Raw genomic sequence first — 16,353 nt, 5'->3', positions numbered from 1 at the left:
AATTTGCTTTTTCACAGGTGACTGTTTTTATAAACAGCCCCTGTCTGCAAAAAGCACAGAAGGAGGGAATAGACATGGCATACCAAAAGTTGGGTCGTGTTTCAGCTGTTCGCCGCGCAATGCTGCGTGACTTAGCAACTGACTTAATTATCAACGATCGTATCGAAACAACAGAAGCACGTGCTAAAGAAGTACGTAAATTTGTTGAAAAGATGATCACGCTTGGTAAGCGTGGAGACCTTCACGCACGCCGTCAAGCTGCAAGTTTCGTACGAAACGAAGTAGCTAACGAAGAATCAGGACAAAAGGCAATTCAAAAACTATTTAGTGACCTTGGACCTCGTTATGCTGAGCGTAATGGTGGTTACACTCGTATCGCTAAAATCGGTCCTCGCCGTGGTGACGGTGCACCTATGGTCATCATCGAATTAGTTTAATAGTGAATAAAGGGCGGGACAGGGTCGTAAAGATCGTTTCTTGCCCTTTTTTTATTTGTCCTCAAAAGAGGTCAAATAAAAAAAGAAAGCATCCTGAATCAGTGCCAGGCACCTCACTTCACTTTCAGGTGCCTGGCACGGAAAAACATCCTGCAAAGGAAGATAAAAGCTGGTCCTGAAAGGGTCAGTAGATGTTTTTAAGGTAAGCATTGCTGACTTAAAAGATGTTATTTCCGTGATGCAAATCACAAATGTAGTAGCGCTTCGATTAGTTACTTAAATATCTGGTGTCAGGCACCTGAATGTAAAAATCGGTGCCAGACACCATTTCAGGAAGTAAAGTGTTTTTTCAAAGAAGTAATAGCTGAGCTGAGGGGGAGAAAAGCGTGAAGGAACTGATATCGGTCAATAACGTTTCCTTCCAGTACCCGAGCGAGGAGAAAACCACACTGGCGGATTTAAGCCTCTCGGTGTACCAAGGAGAATGGCTGGCGATTGTCGGCCATAACGGGTCCGGAAAATCTACACTGGCTAAATTGCTCAACGGGCTGCTTCTGCCTTCTTCAGGAGAGATAAAGGTAGAAGACTACACAACGACAAACGAACAAGAACTATGGGAGATCAGAAGGCGGGTCGGCATCGTTTTTCAAAATCCGGACAACCAGTTCGTCGGGACAAGTGTCAGAGACGATGTGGCGTTTGGGTTGGAAAACTTCGGTGTGCCCCGTGAAGAGATGATTTCTCGTATTGAACAAAGCATTCAGCGTGTAAAGATGCAGGAGTTTATTGAAAGTGAACCTCACCATCTTTCAGGCGGCCAGAAGCAGCGTGTCGCCATTGCCGGCATCATTGCCCAAAAGCCGTCTATCATCATCCTGGATGAAGCGACTTCCATGCTGGATCCGATGGGCCGGAAAGAAGTCATCGACACGGTGAAACAACTGAACGAGGAAGAAGGGATCACCGTTATCTCCATTACGCATGATCTGGAGGAAGCGGTCCGTGCTGACCGGGTCATCGTCATGAAACAAGGTTCCATCCTCACGACAGGCAGTCCGAGACAAGTGTTCCAGAACGAGTCGTTATTGCTGGATGCCGGCTTGGATCTGCCGTTCTCCCTTAAACTCGGATTAGCGCTAAAGGAAAATGGGATAGGCTTAAAAGAACAACATTTAACACAGGAAGAATTGGTGGGTGCATTATGGACATTAAAATCAACAACCTAACCCATCGCTACAAGCCTGGAACGCCTTTTGAGCGGCTTGCACTAAAGGATGTGAATCTATCTATTCCATCGGGCTCATTCCTTGCAGTCATCGGTCACACGGGTTCTGGGAAGTCGACGCTCATTCAGCATTTGAACGGCCTGTTAAAGCCATCTGAAGGCACCATACAGGTTGGGGACCTGACGATTGCTGCCAATGAGAAAAAGAAACAGCTAAAAGCCCTGCGCAAAAGAGTAGGGATTGTCTTTCAATATCCAGAACATCAGTTATTTGATGAAACGGTGGAGAAGGATGTCATGTTCGGTCCGATGAACTTCGGACAGAGTGATGAAGCAGCCAGAAAAACAGCTCGAGAGATGGTTAAGCTCGTCGGGCTTCCTGATGAGGTACTGCAAAAGTCACCTTTTGACTTGAGCGGCGGACAGATGCGGCGGGTAGCTATCGCTGGTGTTCTTGCGATGCAGCCTGAAGTGCTGATTCTGGATGAGCCGACAGCGGGGCTAGATCCAAAGGGGCGCAAAGAGATCATGGACTTATTCCGTGCCCTTCATGATCAGCGTAAGACGACGACCATCCTTGTTACGCATTCCATGGAGGATGCTGCGTATTATGCGGACCATATTGTTGTCATGGATAAAGGATCCACCTATCTAGAAGGCACTCCTGCGGAAATCTTTGATAAACGGGACGAGCTTCAGGCCGTTGGGCTGGATGTGCCGGAAACGGTGCAGTTTTTGCTCAAGTGGCAGGGATTGACGAAGAATCCAATGAAACTATCCTCTTTTACCATTGAAGAAACAGCTAAAGCCATTGCGGCTGACTTCGGCAAAGGAGGGTCAATATGCTAGATAACGTGATCATTGGGCAGTATATTCCGGGCCGTTCCGTCATCCACAAGATGGACCCGCGTGCGAAGCTGCTCAGCATCTTTTTGTTTATTTTCGTGGTCTTTCTGGCCAATAACTGGCTGACCTATGTCCTGCTCGGCATTTTTGCAGCAGGTGCTATGCTGTCATCCCAGGTATCGCTCCGTTATATCTATAAAGGGCTTAAACCCATTTTTCTTATTGTCATTTTTACATTCATCCTGCACATTGTGATGACGAAGCAAGGCGATGTCATCTACCACCTGGGATGGCTGAAGATTTATGAAGGCGGCTTAAAGCAAGGGGTATTCATCTCACTTCGTCTCGTCTATCTCGTGGTCATCACATCATTGCTGACGCTGACGACCACACCGATCGATATAACAGATGGACTTGAATACTTACTGTCTCCTTTTAAAAAGATAAAGCTGCCCGTTCATGAGTTTGCCCTCATGATGTCCATTTCTCTCCGCTTCATTCCTACGCTGCTGCAGGAAACGGAGAAAATCATGAAGGCACAGATGGCCCGGGGTGCAGAGTTTACAACCGGTCCTATAAAAGAGCGCGTCAAAGCGTTTGTTCCGCTTCTGGTGCCTTTGTTTATCTCATCCTTTAAACGGGCGGAAGACCTGGCTCTCGCAATGGAAGCCCGCGGTTACCGAGGGGGAGAGGGCAGGACGAGGCTGCGCATTCTGGAATGGAAATTCAGGGATACAGCCTCTCTGCTCATTCTGCTCGCATTGGCCGTCGTTCTTTTCGTATTCCGAACGCATTAATCTTAAGGGAGTTTGATGTATGCAGCGCTGGAAAGCTACCGTAAGCTATGATGGCACCTTGTTTGCCGGCTATCAGGTCCAGCCGGAGGGCCGTACTGTACAGAGTGAGATTGAACGGAGCCTGGCCAAAATGCATAAAGGCGAGGATCTGCGCATCTCGGCTTCTGGAAGGACAGATGCAGGAGTCCATGCCATTGGGCAGGTATGTCACTTTGACAGCCCGTTGGCCATTGCCGGAGACCGTTGGCAGAAAGCCCTGAATGCGCTGCTGCCCAGTGATATACGCATCACGAAAGTAGAAGCTGTTGCTCCGGATTTTCATGCGCGTTTCAGTGCACAGAAGAAGGAGTATCATTATCGGCTATTGACCTGCAGTCAGCCAGATGTTTTCCGCCGGCATTATGCGTATCATTTTCCTTATTCTCTAAATCGTGACGCCTTGGAAGTGGGCATGAGGATGTTCTTGGGAACACACGACTTTACATCGTTTTCCTCGGCCCGTTCCACTGTTGAGGACAAAATACGTACCATCTACCGTTTTGAAATGGACACGTCTACAGACGAGATCATTTTTAAAGTGAGCGGGAGCGGGTTTTTGTATAACATGGTCAGAATCATGATTGGCACTCTTCTTGATGCAGGCCAGGGCAGGATCGAGCCGAAGGAAATCGAAGCGATGCTGCAGGAGAAGAACCGGATTGCTGCAGGAAAGACGGCTCCTCCGCATGGATTATACTTATATCACGTCACCTATTAAAATTATAAAAAATCACCTAGTGATTTTATAAAAAATCACCTGATAAATTTCGCGACACACTTGACATCGTTGTTTATATGTTATAAGATATTCTTTGGTATTTCTAAGATTATCTCCCTGCCCCGGAAGATAATTCGGCGAAATGTTTAGTAATTCAAAAATGTTCAGCGAACCGTATTTTACTGTGAGTTTGAACAGCATTCATAAAAAAATTGAGCGATTTAGCGAATGAAGATACAGGAGGGAAAATTCATGCGTACGACATTCATGGCGAAAGCTTCTGAAGTAGAACGTAAGTGGTTATTGATCGACGCTGAAGGAAAGACTTTAGGTCGTCTTGCAAGTGAAGTTGCAGCAATCCTTCGCGGAAAACACAAACCAACTTTTACACCACATGTTGATACTGGAGATCATGTAATCCTAATCAACGCAGAAAAAATTCATCTAACAGGTAAAAAGTTAAGTGACAAGATTTACTACCGCCACACTGGACACCCAGGTGGACTTCGCACAAGAACTGCATTAGAAATGCGTACAACTCGTTCTGAGCAAATGCTTGAATTAGCGATCAAAGGTATGCTTCCTAAGAACAGCCTTGGCCGTCAAATGATCAAAAAGCTTCACGTATATGCTGGAGCTGAGCACCAACACCAAGCACAAAAGCCAGAAAAATACGAATTACGCGGATAATAAAAGGGAGGTATTCACGTGGCACAAGTACAATATTACGGTACTGGGCGTCGTAAGCACTCCGTTGCTCGCGTACGTTTAGTTCCTGGTGATGGCCGTATCGTAATCAACGGTCGCAGCATTGACGAATATTTCGGTTTAGAAACATTAAAACTTATCGTAAGACAGCCCCTTAACGAAACAGCTACAGAAGGTAACTACGACGTTCTTGTAACTGTTCAAGGTGGAGGATATACAGGACAAGCAGGAGCAATCCGTCATGGTATCTCTCGCGCTCTTCTACAAGCAGATCCAGAATTCCGCGGCAACCTTAAGTCTGCTGGATTCTTGACTCGTGACGCTCGTATGAAAGAACGTAAGAAATACGGTCTTAAAGGCGCTCGTCGTGCACCACAGTTCTCAAAACGTTAATTCTCAACGTTTCAAAGGCTCTCAACCATTTTGGTTGGGGGTCTTTTTTGTTGTTCAGGCACTTAATCCTCACTTTGAGCTCATGTTCCTTTCGCTACTCGTAAACAATAGCTATAAAAGATCGAGTTTTCTGAAGGAGGGACATGATGTCGGAGTTAATGGAAATCTTTTTAAGGACCTTGCTTGCTTTTGTTTTGTTTATAGCAATTGCCCGGCTGCTTGGAAAGCAAACCTTGTCGTATCTGACACTGAATCATTTTATAGCTGCTGCCACTCTTGGATCGATCACCGCTAACCTGGCATTTAATCTTAATATCGAGACATGGCATACAGTACTCGCCATGATTACCTTCTTTGTTACCTCCATCCTCATTCTGTTTTGGACGGTAAAAAGCAGAAAGGCGCGCAGGTGGATATCGGGAGAACCGACAGTACTGATTGAAGACGGAACCATTCTGGAGAAAAACATGGGGAAAGCAAAATTTACGATTGATAACCTGAACCAGCTTCTTAGAGAGAAGGGGGTATTTGATATCAATGAGGTCCAATATGCTATCCTGGAAACAAACGGAGGCATCTCTGTTCAAAAAAAGCCGCCATTCAGGATGCTTACGCGACAAGACATGGGTATTGCCTCCCAAAAGAATGACGCGAAGTTTCCTGTGGAGCTTATTATGGAAAAACAAGTTCTGACGCAAAACCTTATGCAGAATAATTTATCGGAAGCCTGGCTGCAGGAGGAGTTAAACAAGAAAAACCTCACCCTGTCAGAGGTTTACTATGCAGTAAAAGGAACGAACGGCAACCTGTATATTGACTGTTATAAAGACAAGCTGGAGGCTCCAATTGATAAGGAATAACGGTTAAACAAGCGTTTAAGCTTTTGATCCGTCCAGCTTCAACGCTAAACAGTCGTTTCAGCATCTCTTTTTTCCCATCATTTACGCAGGATGATGCTTTACTCTTTTGCAAAAGATGTAGTTAAGGGTGAACCCATTAATTATATAGATATGTGATTGGCGCATCTGCGCGGGAAGAGGAAAAATGATGGCGATTGTAATTACAACATTTAGGGAGAAGCAGCGTACGAAAAAAGCGGAGTACGAAAGAAAAGTGCTAAGAGATCTTTCCCTAGGAAAGATCAAAAAGGAATTCCAAAGCCTGTATCAGCCCTTCTTTCAATATTCTTTGCTGTATCAGCAGGACATTGAAGACGCCTGCATTGATCTGGCGATTGATGCCTACTTGCTTGGGGCCGCGTACAGCCGGTTTGCGTATCACGGGGAATCGCTGGATGGCATTAAGAAACGCAGCCAACAGGCTGAAAAGGAATTGACGGACAGCCTCTTTGAATATTGGCAGTTCTGGTGCTGGGGAACAGAACAGATGATGGAATCTCTATATATGTGCTGTGAAGTGTATATCCAGCATTGGTGGCTCGAAGGATACTGGAACGGAGAGAAAAGATACAGAATGAAGCTTCATTAAGTTATATTCATCGTCTTGTCCCATATATATAGACATATATGACTGTTTATTAGGGGGCAAAAATGAAGAAGCGGGTAAAGCAAGTTGCCTTTGCCTTAGGTTTTACACTTCTGCTATTTATCTTAACGTACCAGTTTACGGAAAACCGGTCTTGGAAATCGTGGAACCTGCCGCTATCAGGTAAGGTAATCGTGCTGGATCCAGGCCACGGCGGAATGGATGGCGGGGCAGTCGGCAGTGACGGTGTACTGGAAAAGGATATCTCTTTGGACATATCGTTAAAACTGAGGGATTATTTGCAGGAGGCCGGAGCTCTCGTCATTATGACAAGGGAAAGAGATAAAGATTTAGGGAACAAAGATACAGAAAGAATTCGGGCCCGGAAATGGGAAGATTTACGAAAACGAAAAGAAATCATCAATGGATCCAACGGGGACTTATATGTGAGCATTCATCTAAATGCTTTGCCCTCCAGCCGATGGAGAGGCGCACAAGTATTTTTTAATCCCGCAGACAAAAAAGGGGAAGCGGCCTCTAAATTTATTCAAAATGAACTTAAACGCAACCTTCAGAATACCAACCGGATTGCCAAATCCATTGATGGCATCTATTTGATGCGGACGAGCAAACTGCCGGCAACATTGGTCGAGGTTGGCTTCTTGTCCAATCCGAACGAGCGGGAGCTGCTTAAAACCAAGTCCTATCAGCATAAGGTTTCGGCATCAGTTTACCAAGGCATCCTTCGTTATTATACAAAAGAAAAGATACCTGATTAAGGTGCGAGCCCTTCGGCTTGCACCTTTTAGCTTATGAGTCAACGTTTAAAGCCATTTGTGCTATACTGAATATGAAATCGAATACATGCAAAGGAAGTGTCTTTACCATGACAGAAGAGAAAGTAATTGAACTTTTATCTCATATTCAAGACCCTTTTTTACATAAAAGCCTGACAGAATCAGGGGCGATTCAAGAAATAAAAGTAAAGGAAAGCTACGTAAGCTTAAAAGTAGCTTTGCCTCAAACGGGAACACCTGAACAGATGATGCTTCAGCAGGAAATCGTTAATATTCTAAAAGGTGCTGGATTCGAATCAGTCGGCCTGAGGTTTGAAGAACGCAAACCCGCTCAGGGAACCCAAAAGGCGGCACCTGGTGTACCGCCTTTGCTTGCCCCTGAAAGTAAGACAGAATTTATCGCGATTGCCAGCGGTAAAGGCGGAGTCGGAAAATCCACCGTATCCGTTAACCTTGCCGTTGCTCTTGCCCGTCTCGGCAAAAAAGTAGGATTGATCGATGCGGACATTTATGGGTTCAGTGTTCCGGATATGATGGGCATCACAGAACGGCCGAAAGTAGTGGGTGAAACCATACAGCCGGTTGAACGTTTCGGTGTAAAAGTCATTTCCATGGCCTTTTTCGTAGAGGACAATGCACCTGTTATCTGGCGCGGACCAATGCTCGGCAAGATGCTGATGAATTTCTTTAGTGAAGTAGAATGGGGAGAACTTGACTACGTTTTGCTGGATCTGCCGCCGGGAACCGGAGATGTGGCCCTGGATGTTCATAAGATGCTGCCTAAATGCAAAGAAATCATTGTTACCACTCCGCATGCAACAGCAGCTTTCGTTGCGGCAAGAGCGGGAACAATGGCATTAAAAACCGATCATGAGATCATCGGTGTTATTGAAAATATGTCCTTTTTTGAGAGCCAGCTGACTGGAGAAAAAGAATATGTATTCGGTAAAGGCGGTGGAGAGCGCCTTTCAGAAGAACTCGGAATCCCAATGCTTGGCCAGCTTCCACTCGGCCAGCCTGATATTAACGAAGATGACTTTGCACCAAGTATCTATGCTGCAGATCATCGTCTTGGAAGAGCTTATGAAGACATCGCACAAAAGGTAATCGATCAGGTTAAATAAAACAAAACCTCGTACTGAAATCCAGTACGAGGTTTTTTAATGGTTATTGGCCGCCGCCTCCGCCTCCGCCTTGCTGATTCTGCTGCTGACCGCCCTGTTGTCCTTTTTTGGAGGTGGCCTGATCAATTTCGTCGTGTGCAGCTTTTTGCAGCATCTCAGCTAATTGAGCACGCACAATCGGGCTGTCGAAGGTTTCCATCATGACTTTCTTTACTTCTTTTCGGTATTGAGGGGAATTGGCAAGGTCCAATAGTTCTTGTCCCATCTTGGGATCTTTCATAATGTTCATGATCTGTTGCTGATAAGAAGGGTCTTTCATTAGACCTTTCATTAACTTTTCGTGTTCTGGCTTCATGCTTTTTGCATAAGCCGCAGCAAATTTAGGATCCTTAAAGGCTTGTTTCCAAAATTGTTCGCCTTTGGGAGATAACAGTTCTTTCTCGATCGTCTGTTTAATTAATGCCTGATCAAGCAATAGCTGTTCCTTCATTTTTTCATCAGATAATACATCTTTAATGGCCTTTTTGCCGTCATCTGTTTTTAATATATCCACCAGCATCTTTTTGGTTGCATCATAATCGATGTTCTGGGAACTGCTTCCTTGTGCTTCATTTTGCGCACAGGCGCTTAGGGCAAAAAGAAGAAAACAGAAGAGACATGGGATCCACGTTTTTTTCACGTCTGCTCCTTCTCCTTTCTATTAGGTCTTACCTTTAGGTTGGGTGTTTTGAGAAGATTTATGCAGAACAAATATAGGAAAACAGTATGGCTTTTTTGGGGTAGGATTGGTACAATCGATAACGGTTACATTTGGATTGGAGGCAATCACGTGAAGTCAAGAAACTGGGTCTTTTTATTTATTACTACGTTGCTCTTAGGAATTGGCTGCGCTATTGTGGCAGGTTTGATATCACAATTTCCGCAAAGCGGAGGTGTGAAAGAGTTTTTTATCTATATACTCGGTCTTGTTGGTTTTGGCGCATTGTTCAGTGTGTTCAGCCAAATGGGCTTTTTTGCGTACTTAACGGTTCACCGATTCGGTTTGGGAATATTTAAATCGCAATCCCTTTGGAATGGTGTCCAGATCGTTCTTATTATTGTTGTTCTCTTTGACTTATTTTATCTGCGGTATACCGCGTTTCATAAAGCGGGACAAAGCCTTGCTTCCTACAGCTTAATTCCAATCGGCGTGCTGATTATAGGGTTTGCGGTGGCTTATCTTAAACAAAAGCAAACCAACAAGGGAGCATTTGTCCCAACGCTGTTTTTCATCATCGTCGTTACGACGATGGAGTGGGTCCCAGTTTTAAAAACAAACGCTCCAAGTGCCATGTGGATGGCATTTGCGGCTCTTGGTGCCTGCAATACTTATCAGATCTTAATGCTGCACCGGCTCATCAATCAAAATACAGGAACAAAATCAAAAACTTCCGCTGTCTAGGCGGAAGTTTTTTTGTGAGAATTAATGGACTTCCTGGCTTTGTGCCTGAGTGTTGGCAATCATTTCACCAACGCTGACAAACGAATAACCTTCCGATTTTAATTTGCTGATAATTTCTGGCAGGGCTTTATGTGTCTGCTTGACTGAGTCAGAAGCATGCAGGAGAAGGATATCTCCAGGTTTCACGTGACCAGTCGCATTTTGCACGATCTTTTCGACTCCGGGATTTTTCCAGTCTTTCGTATCGATGCTCCAATGCACAACAGAATGGTGAGTACCTTCTGAGACTTCAAGGACCCGTTTATCAAAATTGCCATTCGGCGGACGAAGGAGCGTCGTTGTTTTTCCGGAAACCTTTTTGATTTTTTCCTGTGCGATTAAGATGTCTCTTCGAATTCGGGGAACTTCCCAATCCGTATAGCTCTTATATTGATAACCGAGGCTGGCAATTTCGTGCCCATCTTTTACGATTCGTTCAATAATTTCAGGATGCCTTTCCGCCCAGGCGGCAGAAACAAAGAAGGTGCAATTTTTGATTCCTTGTTTTTTCAGTACGTTTAAGATAGGAATAGCTCTCTTGTCTCCCCAGCTGATATCAAACGTCAGCGCGACTTTGTTCCCTTTTTCTTCACCTTTATAGATTGCCCGGGGCCCATCTTTGGATGAAAAAACAGATAATTGCTCTTGTCCCATAAATGCAAGTGAAGCGGCAAAGAAGGCAGCAAACACAACGACCATATACTGCTTCACTTTCTTACCGTTAACCACCATGAAAAATTTCATACCGTCCCCCCTAATCCTGTATATTAGCTGATCCTTTTTCTTTTTCGTTTGCCAGAGCTGTCTGCCTAAGGAAATATATATGACCAGTGAGGACAAGATAGACCACAGACAGGAAACGGCCATTTATATACATAGAAAACAAGGGGGCGGGAACGATAGCTTAAAACAAACACTAAAGGAAGCTATGGTGGCGCAATGATAGGCTTAATGATGAATCGCAGGGAAGCAAAGGAATTCGAATATCTTCTAAAAAAAGAAATGGAAGAGCTTTTGTTTGATCTGCAAGATGACAGTCTGGATAAGATAGTAAAATCTGCAATCGAAGAAAGGTACCAGGTTCTCTTTAAGCTCTTTGCCAGGCTTGCCGAACCTGCAGAATGCGCGCGTTTCTGCAGAAGAAAACAGAGCCAATAACATGGCATAAAAGGATTCAAACACTTTTTTCAAATAAAGTGTTGACACTAAAAAGCGATACGTGATATAGTATTCCTTGTCGCTGCTGAGACGGTGATGAGCAACAAAATATCAACAAAATAATCGTTGACATGATAGTTGCAAAAATGTTAAAGTATAAAAGTCGCCAAAACGAGTGACACAAACTTGTTCTTTGAAAACCAAACAAAAGCCAGGTAAGTCAGGGATTTTATAATCCCATCAATTTTTAAACTTTAAGAGCTATATCAAACACTTTATTGGAGAGTTTGATCCTGGCTCAGGATGAACGCTGGCGGCGTGCCTAATACATGCAAGTCGAGCGGACCAAAGAGAGCTTGCTCTCTGAGGTTAGCGGCGGACGGGTGAGTAACACGTGGGTAACCTGCCTGTAAGACGGGGATAACTTCGGGAAACCGAAGCTAATACCGGATGATAAAGAGAAACGCCTGTTTCTTTTTTGAAAGTCGGCCTTGTGCTGACGCTTACAGATGGGCCCGCGGCGCATTAGCTAGTTGGTGAGGTAACGGCTCACCAAGGCGACGATGCGTAGCCGACCTGAGAGGGTGATCGGCCACACTGGGACTGAGACACGGCCCAGACTCCTACGGGAGGCAGCAGTAGGGAATCTTCGGCAATGGACGAAAGTCTGACCGAGCAACGCCGCGTGAGCGATGAAGGCCTTCGGGTCGTAAAGCTCTGTTGTCAGAGAAGAACAAGTACCGGAGTAACTGCCGGTACCTTGACGGTACCTGACCAGAAAGCCACGGCTAACTACGTGCCAGCAGCCGCGGTAATACGTAGGTGGCAAGCGTTATCCGGAATTATTGGGCGTAAAGCGCGCGCAGGCGGTTCTTTAAGTCTGATGTGAAAGCCCACGGCTCAACCGTGGAGGGTCATTGGAAACTGGGGAACTTGAGTGCAGGAGAGAAAAGTGGAATTCCACGTGTAGCGGTGAAATGCGTAGAGATGTGGAGGAACACCAGTGGCGAAGGCGGCTTTTTGGCCTGTAACTGACGCTGAGGCGCGAAAGCGTGGGGAGCAAACAGGATTAGATACCCTGGTAGTCCACGCCGTAAACGATGAGTGCTAGGTGTTGGGGGGTTCCACCCTCAGTGCTGACGTTAACACATTAAGCACTCCGCCTGGGGAGTACGACCGCAAGGTTGAAACTCAAAGGAATTGACGGGGGCCCGCACAAGCAGTGGAGCATGTGGTTTAATTCGAAGCAACGCGAAGAACCTTACCAGGTCTTGACATCCTCTGACCATCCTAGAGATAGGACTTTCCCCTTCGGGGGACAGAGTGACAGGTGGTGCATGGTTGTCGTCAGCTCGTGTCGTGAGATGTTGGGTTAAGTCCCGCAACGAGCGCAACCCTTGACCTTAGTTGCCAGCATTCAGTTGGGCACTCTAAGGTGACTGCCGGTGACAAACCGGAGGAAGGTGGGGATGACGTCAAATCATCATGCCCCTTATGACCTGGGCTACACACGTGCTACAATGGGTGGTACAAAGGGTTGCAAAGCCGCGAGGCCGAGCCAATCCCAAAAAGCCACTCTCAGTTCGGATTGTAGGCTGCAACTCGCCTACATGAAGCCGGAATTGCTAGTAATCGCGGATCAGCATGCCGCGGTGAATACGTTCCCGGGCCTTGTACACACCGCCCGTCACACCACGAGAGTTTGTAACACCCGAAGTCGGTGGGGTAACCTTTTAGGAGCCAGCCGCCGAAGGTGGGACAGATGATTGGGGTGAAGTCGTAACAAGGTAGCCGTATCGGAAGGTGCGGCTGGATCACCTCCTTTCTATGGAGACATGAGTGCACTTAGTAGCCTCATGAACTTACCTGAGCTTTTGTTTGGTTTTGAAAGAACATCGTTTCTTTCAAACAATAGAGGTTATGTGACGCGTTTTTTTTGCGCGCACGGACCATGTTCCTTGAAAACTAGATAACGAAACATCCAAACAAAGCCAACTAATTCATTAGTTGTGCGCTGATTATGCAAGACCCATGATCTAACGATCATGTGAAACGATTCAGCTGAAAAGCTGATTCGGTTAAAGGTTAAGCTAGAAAGGGCGCACGGTGGATGCCTTGGCACTAGGAGCCGAAGAAGGACGGGACGAACACCGATATGCCTCGGGGAGCTGTAAGTAAGCATTGATCCGGGGATTTCCGAATGGGGGAACCCACCATCCGTAATGGGATGGTATCCATATCTGAATACATAGGATATGAGAAGGCAGACCCGGGGAACTGAAACATCTAAGTACCCGGAGGAAGAGAAAGCAAATGCGATTTCCTGAGTAGCGGCGAGCGAAACGGAATCAGCCCAAACCAGAGGGCTTGCCCTCTGGGGTTGTAGGACACTCAACATGGAGTTACAAAGGAACGGGGTAGATGAAGCGGTCTGGAAAGGCCAGCCAAAGAAGGTAACAGCCCTGTAGTTGAAACTTCGTTCCCTCCTGAGTGGATCCTGAGTACGGCGGGACACGTGAAACCCCGTCGGAATCCGGGAGGACCATCTCCCAAGGCTAAATACTCCCTAGTGACCGATAGTGAACCAGTACCGTGAGGGAAAGGTGAAAAGCACCCCGGAAGGGGAGTGAAAGAGATCCTGAAACCGTGTGCCTACAAGTAGTTGGAGCCCATTAACGGGTGACAGCGTGCCTTTTGTAGAATGAACCGGCGAGTTACGATAACGTGCAAGGTTAAGCTGATAAGGCGGAGCCGCAGCGAAAGCGAGTCTGAACAGGGCGCCATAGTACGTTGTCGTAGACCCGAAACCGTGTGATCTACCCATGTCCAGGGTGAAGTTCAGGTAACACTGAATGGAGGCCCGAACCCACGCACGTTGAAAAGTGCGGGGATGAGGTGTGGGTAGGGGTGAAATGCCAATCGAACACGGAGATAGCTGGTTCTCCCCGAAATAGCTTTAGGGCTAGCCTCGCGGCTAGAGTCCTGGAGGTAGAGCACTGATTGGACTAGGGGCCCCCACAGGGTTACCGAATTCAGTCAAACTCCGAATGCCAGAGACTTATCCGCGGGAGTCAGACTGCGAGTGATAAGATCCGTAGTCAAGAGGGAAACAGCCCAGACCATCAGCTAAGGTCCCAAAGTATACGTTAAGTGGGAAAGGATGTGGAGTTGCCCAGACAACCAGGATGTTGGCTTAGAAGCAGCCACCATTTAAAGAGTGCGTAATAGCTCACTGGTCGAGTGACTCTGCGCCGAAAATGTACCGGGGCTAAACGTATCACCGAAGCTATGGATTGTACCTTAGGGTACAGTGGTAGGGGAGCGTTCGAAGTGCGGTGAAGTCAGACCGGAAGGACTGGTGGAGCGCTTTGAAGTGAGAATGCCGGTATGAGTAGCGAAAGACAAGTGAGAATCTTGTCCATCGAAAGCCTAAGGTTTCCTGAGGAAGGCTCGTCCGCTCAGGGTTAGTCGGGACCTAAGCCGAGGCCGAAAGGCGTAGGCGATGGCCAACAGGTTGAAATTCCTGTACCACCTCCTTTCCGTTTGAACGACGGGGGGACGCAGGAAGGTAGGGAGAGCGCGCGATTGGAAATGCGCGTCTAAGCAGTTAGGCTGATTGTGAGGCAAATCCCGCAATCGTGAAGGCTGAGCTGTGACGGCGAGGGAAATTACAGTACCGAAGTCCCTGATCCTACACTGCCAAGAAAAGCCTCTAGTGAGGAAAGAGGTGCCCGTACCGCAAACCGACACAGGTAGGCGAGGAGAGAATCCTAAGATGATCGGGAGAACTCTCGTTAAGGAACTCGGCAAAATGACCCCGTAACTTCGGGAGAAGGGGTGCTCTGATAGGGTTAACGCCCGAGAGAGCCGCAGTGAATAGATCCAAGCGACTGTTTAGCAAAAACACAGGTCTCTGCGAAGCCGCAAGGCGAAGTATAGGGGCTGACACCTGCCCGGTGCTGGAAGGTTAAGAGGAGGGGTTATCCCTTACGGGAGAAGCTCTGAATTGAAGCCCCAGTAAACGGCGGCCGTAACTATAACGGTCCTAAGGTAGCGAAATTCCTTGTCGGGTAAGTTCCGACCCGCACGAAAGGTGTAACGACTTGGATACTGTCTCAACGAGAGACCCGGTGAAATTATAGTACCTGTGAAGATGCAGGTTACCCGCGACAGGACGGAAAGACCCCATGGAGCTTTACTGCAGCTTGATATTGGATTTTGGTACAGTTTGTACAGGATAGGTAGGAGCCTGGGAAGTCGGAGCGCCAGCTTCGATGGAGGCGTCGGTGGGATACTACCCTGACTGTATTGAAATTCTAACCTGGAACCGTGATCCGGTTCGGAGACAGTGTCAGGTGGGCAGTTTGACTGGGGCGGTCGCCTCCTAAATTGTAACGGAGGCGCCCAAAGGTTCCCTCAGAATGGTTGGAAATCATTCGCAGAGTGTAAAGGCACAAGGGAGCTTGACTGCGAGACCTACAAGTCGAGCAGGGACGAAAGTCGGGCTTAGTGATCCGGTGGTTCCGCATGGAAGGGCCATCGCTCAACGGATAAAAGCTACCCTGGGGATAACAGGCTTATCTCCCCCAAGAGTCCACATCGACGGGGAGGTTTGGCACCTCGATGTCGGCTCATCGCATCCTGGGGCTGAAGTAGGTCCCAAGGGTTGGGCTGTTCGCCCATTAAAGCGGTACGCGAGCTGGGTTCAGAACGTCGTGAGACAGTTCGGTCCCTATCCGTCGCGGGCGCAGGAAATTTGAGAGGAGCTGTCCTTAGTACGAGAGGACCGGGATGGACACACCGCTGGTGTACCAGTTGTTCCGCCAGGGGCATAGCTGGGTAGCTACGTGTGGACGGGATAAGTGCTGAAAGCATCTAAGCATGAAGCCCCCCTCAAGATGAGATTTCCCATCACGTCAAGTGAGTAAGACCCCTTAGAGATGATGAGGTTGATAGGTCTGGTGTGGAAGCGTGGTGACACGTGGAGCTGACAGATACTAATCGGTCGAGGGCTTATCCTTATTAACAAAAGCGGTATGAACCGTTTAAATCCGACAAGCGTTGGAGATCCTGACGAGAACACGTTTTTGGTGTTCGCAGGAGGGATTGAAACGACCTCGAGGATATGGTACATGGAGCTGGACGT

Annotated in this window: 15 protein-coding genes and 2 rRNA genes; 15 read left to right on the top strand and 2 right to left on the bottom strand. The window is 47.1% G+C overall.

Going from position 1 to position 16,353, the window contains the following annotated elements:
- The first annotated feature begins 74 nt into the window (after positions 1-74).
- From rplQ to OKX00_RS22685, 11 genes are all read left to right on the top strand, one after another.
- The gene (rplQ, locus tag OKX00_RS22735; RefSeq protein ID WP_053356173.1) at positions 75-437 is read left to right on the top strand and encodes a 50S ribosomal protein L17; all 363 of its coding nucleotides are present in this window, start codon (positions 75-77) and stop codon (positions 435-437) included.
- A gap of 386 nt (positions 438-823) precedes the next feature.
- Positions 824-1,663, top strand: coding sequence for an energy-coupling factor ABC transporter ATP-binding protein (locus OKX00_RS22730; protein WP_265408948.1), 840 nt, complete (start codon positions 824-826; stop codon positions 1,661-1,663).
- On the top strand, positions 1,639-2,511 hold the full coding sequence (locus OKX00_RS22725) for an energy-coupling factor ABC transporter ATP-binding protein (RefSeq protein ID WP_265408947.1): 873 nt from the start codon (positions 1,639-1,641) through the stop codon (positions 2,509-2,511). The genes OKX00_RS22730 and OKX00_RS22725 overlap by 25 nt, the downstream gene beginning before the upstream one ends.
- Positions 2,505-3,305 carry an energy-coupling factor transporter transmembrane component T family protein gene (locus tag OKX00_RS22720; RefSeq protein ID WP_265408946.1) on the top strand — a complete coding sequence of 267 codons (801 nt, stop codon included), beginning with the start codon at positions 2,505-2,507 and terminating at the stop codon, positions 3,303-3,305. Before OKX00_RS22725 ends, OKX00_RS22720 begins: the two co-directional genes overlap by 7 nt.
- Positions 3,306-3,324: 19 nt before the next feature.
- The gene (gene truA, locus OKX00_RS22715; RefSeq protein ID WP_265408945.1) at positions 3,325-4,062 is read left to right on the top strand and encodes a tRNA pseudouridine(38-40) synthase TruA; all 738 of its coding nucleotides are present in this window, start codon (positions 3,325-3,327) and stop codon (positions 4,060-4,062) included.
- 252 nt (positions 4,063-4,314) lie between these two features.
- A complete protein-coding gene (rplM, locus tag OKX00_RS22710; RefSeq protein ID WP_007203517.1) occupies positions 4,315-4,752 on the top strand; it encodes a 50S ribosomal protein L13 in 438 nt (145 codons plus the stop codon).
- Between the two features lie 18 nt (positions 4,753-4,770).
- Complete coding sequence (rpsI, locus tag OKX00_RS22705; RefSeq protein WP_053356167.1) at positions 4,771-5,163, top strand: 30S ribosomal protein S9; 393 nt, start codon at positions 4,771-4,773, stop codon at positions 5,161-5,163.
- A gap of 146 nt (positions 5,164-5,309) precedes the next feature.
- A complete protein-coding gene (locus tag OKX00_RS22700) occupies positions 5,310-6,023 on the top strand; it encodes a DUF421 domain-containing protein (protein WP_265408944.1) in 714 nt (237 codons plus the stop codon).
- A 184-nt stretch (positions 6,024-6,207) separates the two neighbouring features.
- Positions 6,208-6,651: a DUF2521 family protein gene (locus OKX00_RS22695; RefSeq protein ID WP_082316073.1), complete on the top strand. Its 444-nt coding sequence runs from the start codon at positions 6,208-6,210 to the stop codon at positions 6,649-6,651.
- Between the two features lie 62 nt (positions 6,652-6,713).
- Positions 6,714-7,427, top strand: a complete 714-nt coding sequence (gene cwlD / locus OKX00_RS22690; protein ID WP_265408943.1) for an N-acetylmuramoyl-L-alanine amidase CwlD — start codon at positions 6,714-6,716, stop codon at positions 7,425-7,427.
- Positions 7,428-7,534: 107 nt separating this feature from the next.
- Positions 7,535-8,569, top strand: a complete 1,035-nt coding sequence (locus OKX00_RS22685; protein ID WP_091010622.1) for an Mrp/NBP35 family ATP-binding protein — start codon at positions 7,535-7,537, stop codon at positions 8,567-8,569.
- A 43-nt stretch (positions 8,570-8,612) separates the two neighbouring features.
- Here the strand turns inward: OKX00_RS22685 and gerD are convergent, their stop codons facing one another.
- Positions 8,613-9,248, bottom strand: coding sequence for a spore germination lipoprotein GerD (gene gerD, locus OKX00_RS22680; protein WP_265408942.1), 636 nt, complete (start codon positions 9,246-9,248; stop codon positions 8,613-8,615).
- 150 nt (positions 9,249-9,398) lie between these two features.
- Here gerD and OKX00_RS22675 point away from each other — a divergent pair, with 150 nt between their 5' ends.
- A complete protein-coding gene (locus OKX00_RS22675; protein WP_265408941.1) occupies positions 9,399-10,010 on the top strand; it encodes a KinB-signaling pathway activation protein in 612 nt (203 codons plus the stop codon).
- A 21-nt stretch (positions 10,011-10,031) separates the two neighbouring features.
- Here OKX00_RS22675 and pdaB read toward each other — a convergent pair whose 3' ends face one another.
- Complete coding sequence (gene pdaB, locus OKX00_RS22670) at positions 10,032-10,793, bottom strand: polysaccharide deacetylase family sporulation protein PdaB (RefSeq protein WP_265408940.1); 762 nt, start codon at positions 10,791-10,793, stop codon at positions 10,032-10,034.
- Between the two features lie 195 nt (positions 10,794-10,988).
- Between pdaB and OKX00_RS22665 the strand changes: the two genes are divergently transcribed.
- The 3 genes from OKX00_RS22665 (at position 10,989) to OKX00_RS22655 (ending at position 16,228) form a co-directional block, all read left to right on the top strand.
- Positions 10,989-11,207: a hypothetical protein gene (locus OKX00_RS22665; protein ID WP_265408939.1), complete on the top strand. Its 219-nt coding sequence runs from the start codon at positions 10,989-10,991 to the stop codon at positions 11,205-11,207.
- A gap of 275 nt (positions 11,208-11,482) precedes the next feature.
- A 16S ribosomal RNA gene (locus OKX00_RS22660) occupies positions 11,483-13,032 on the top strand.
- A 258-nt stretch (positions 13,033-13,290) separates the two neighbouring features.
- Positions 13,291-16,228 (top strand): 23S ribosomal RNA (locus OKX00_RS22655).
- The 16S and 23S rRNA genes sit together here, the layout of an rRNA operon.
- Positions 16,229-16,353: the final 125 nt, after the last annotated feature.

The organism is Fictibacillus sp. KU28468, assembly GCF_026153615.1.
In the GTDB taxonomy this organism is placed as follows: domain Bacteria; phylum Bacillota; class Bacilli; order Bacillales; family Fictibacillaceae; genus Fictibacillus_C; species Fictibacillus_C marinisediminis.
This window is presented reverse-complemented; position numbering and strand designations above follow the sequence as displayed.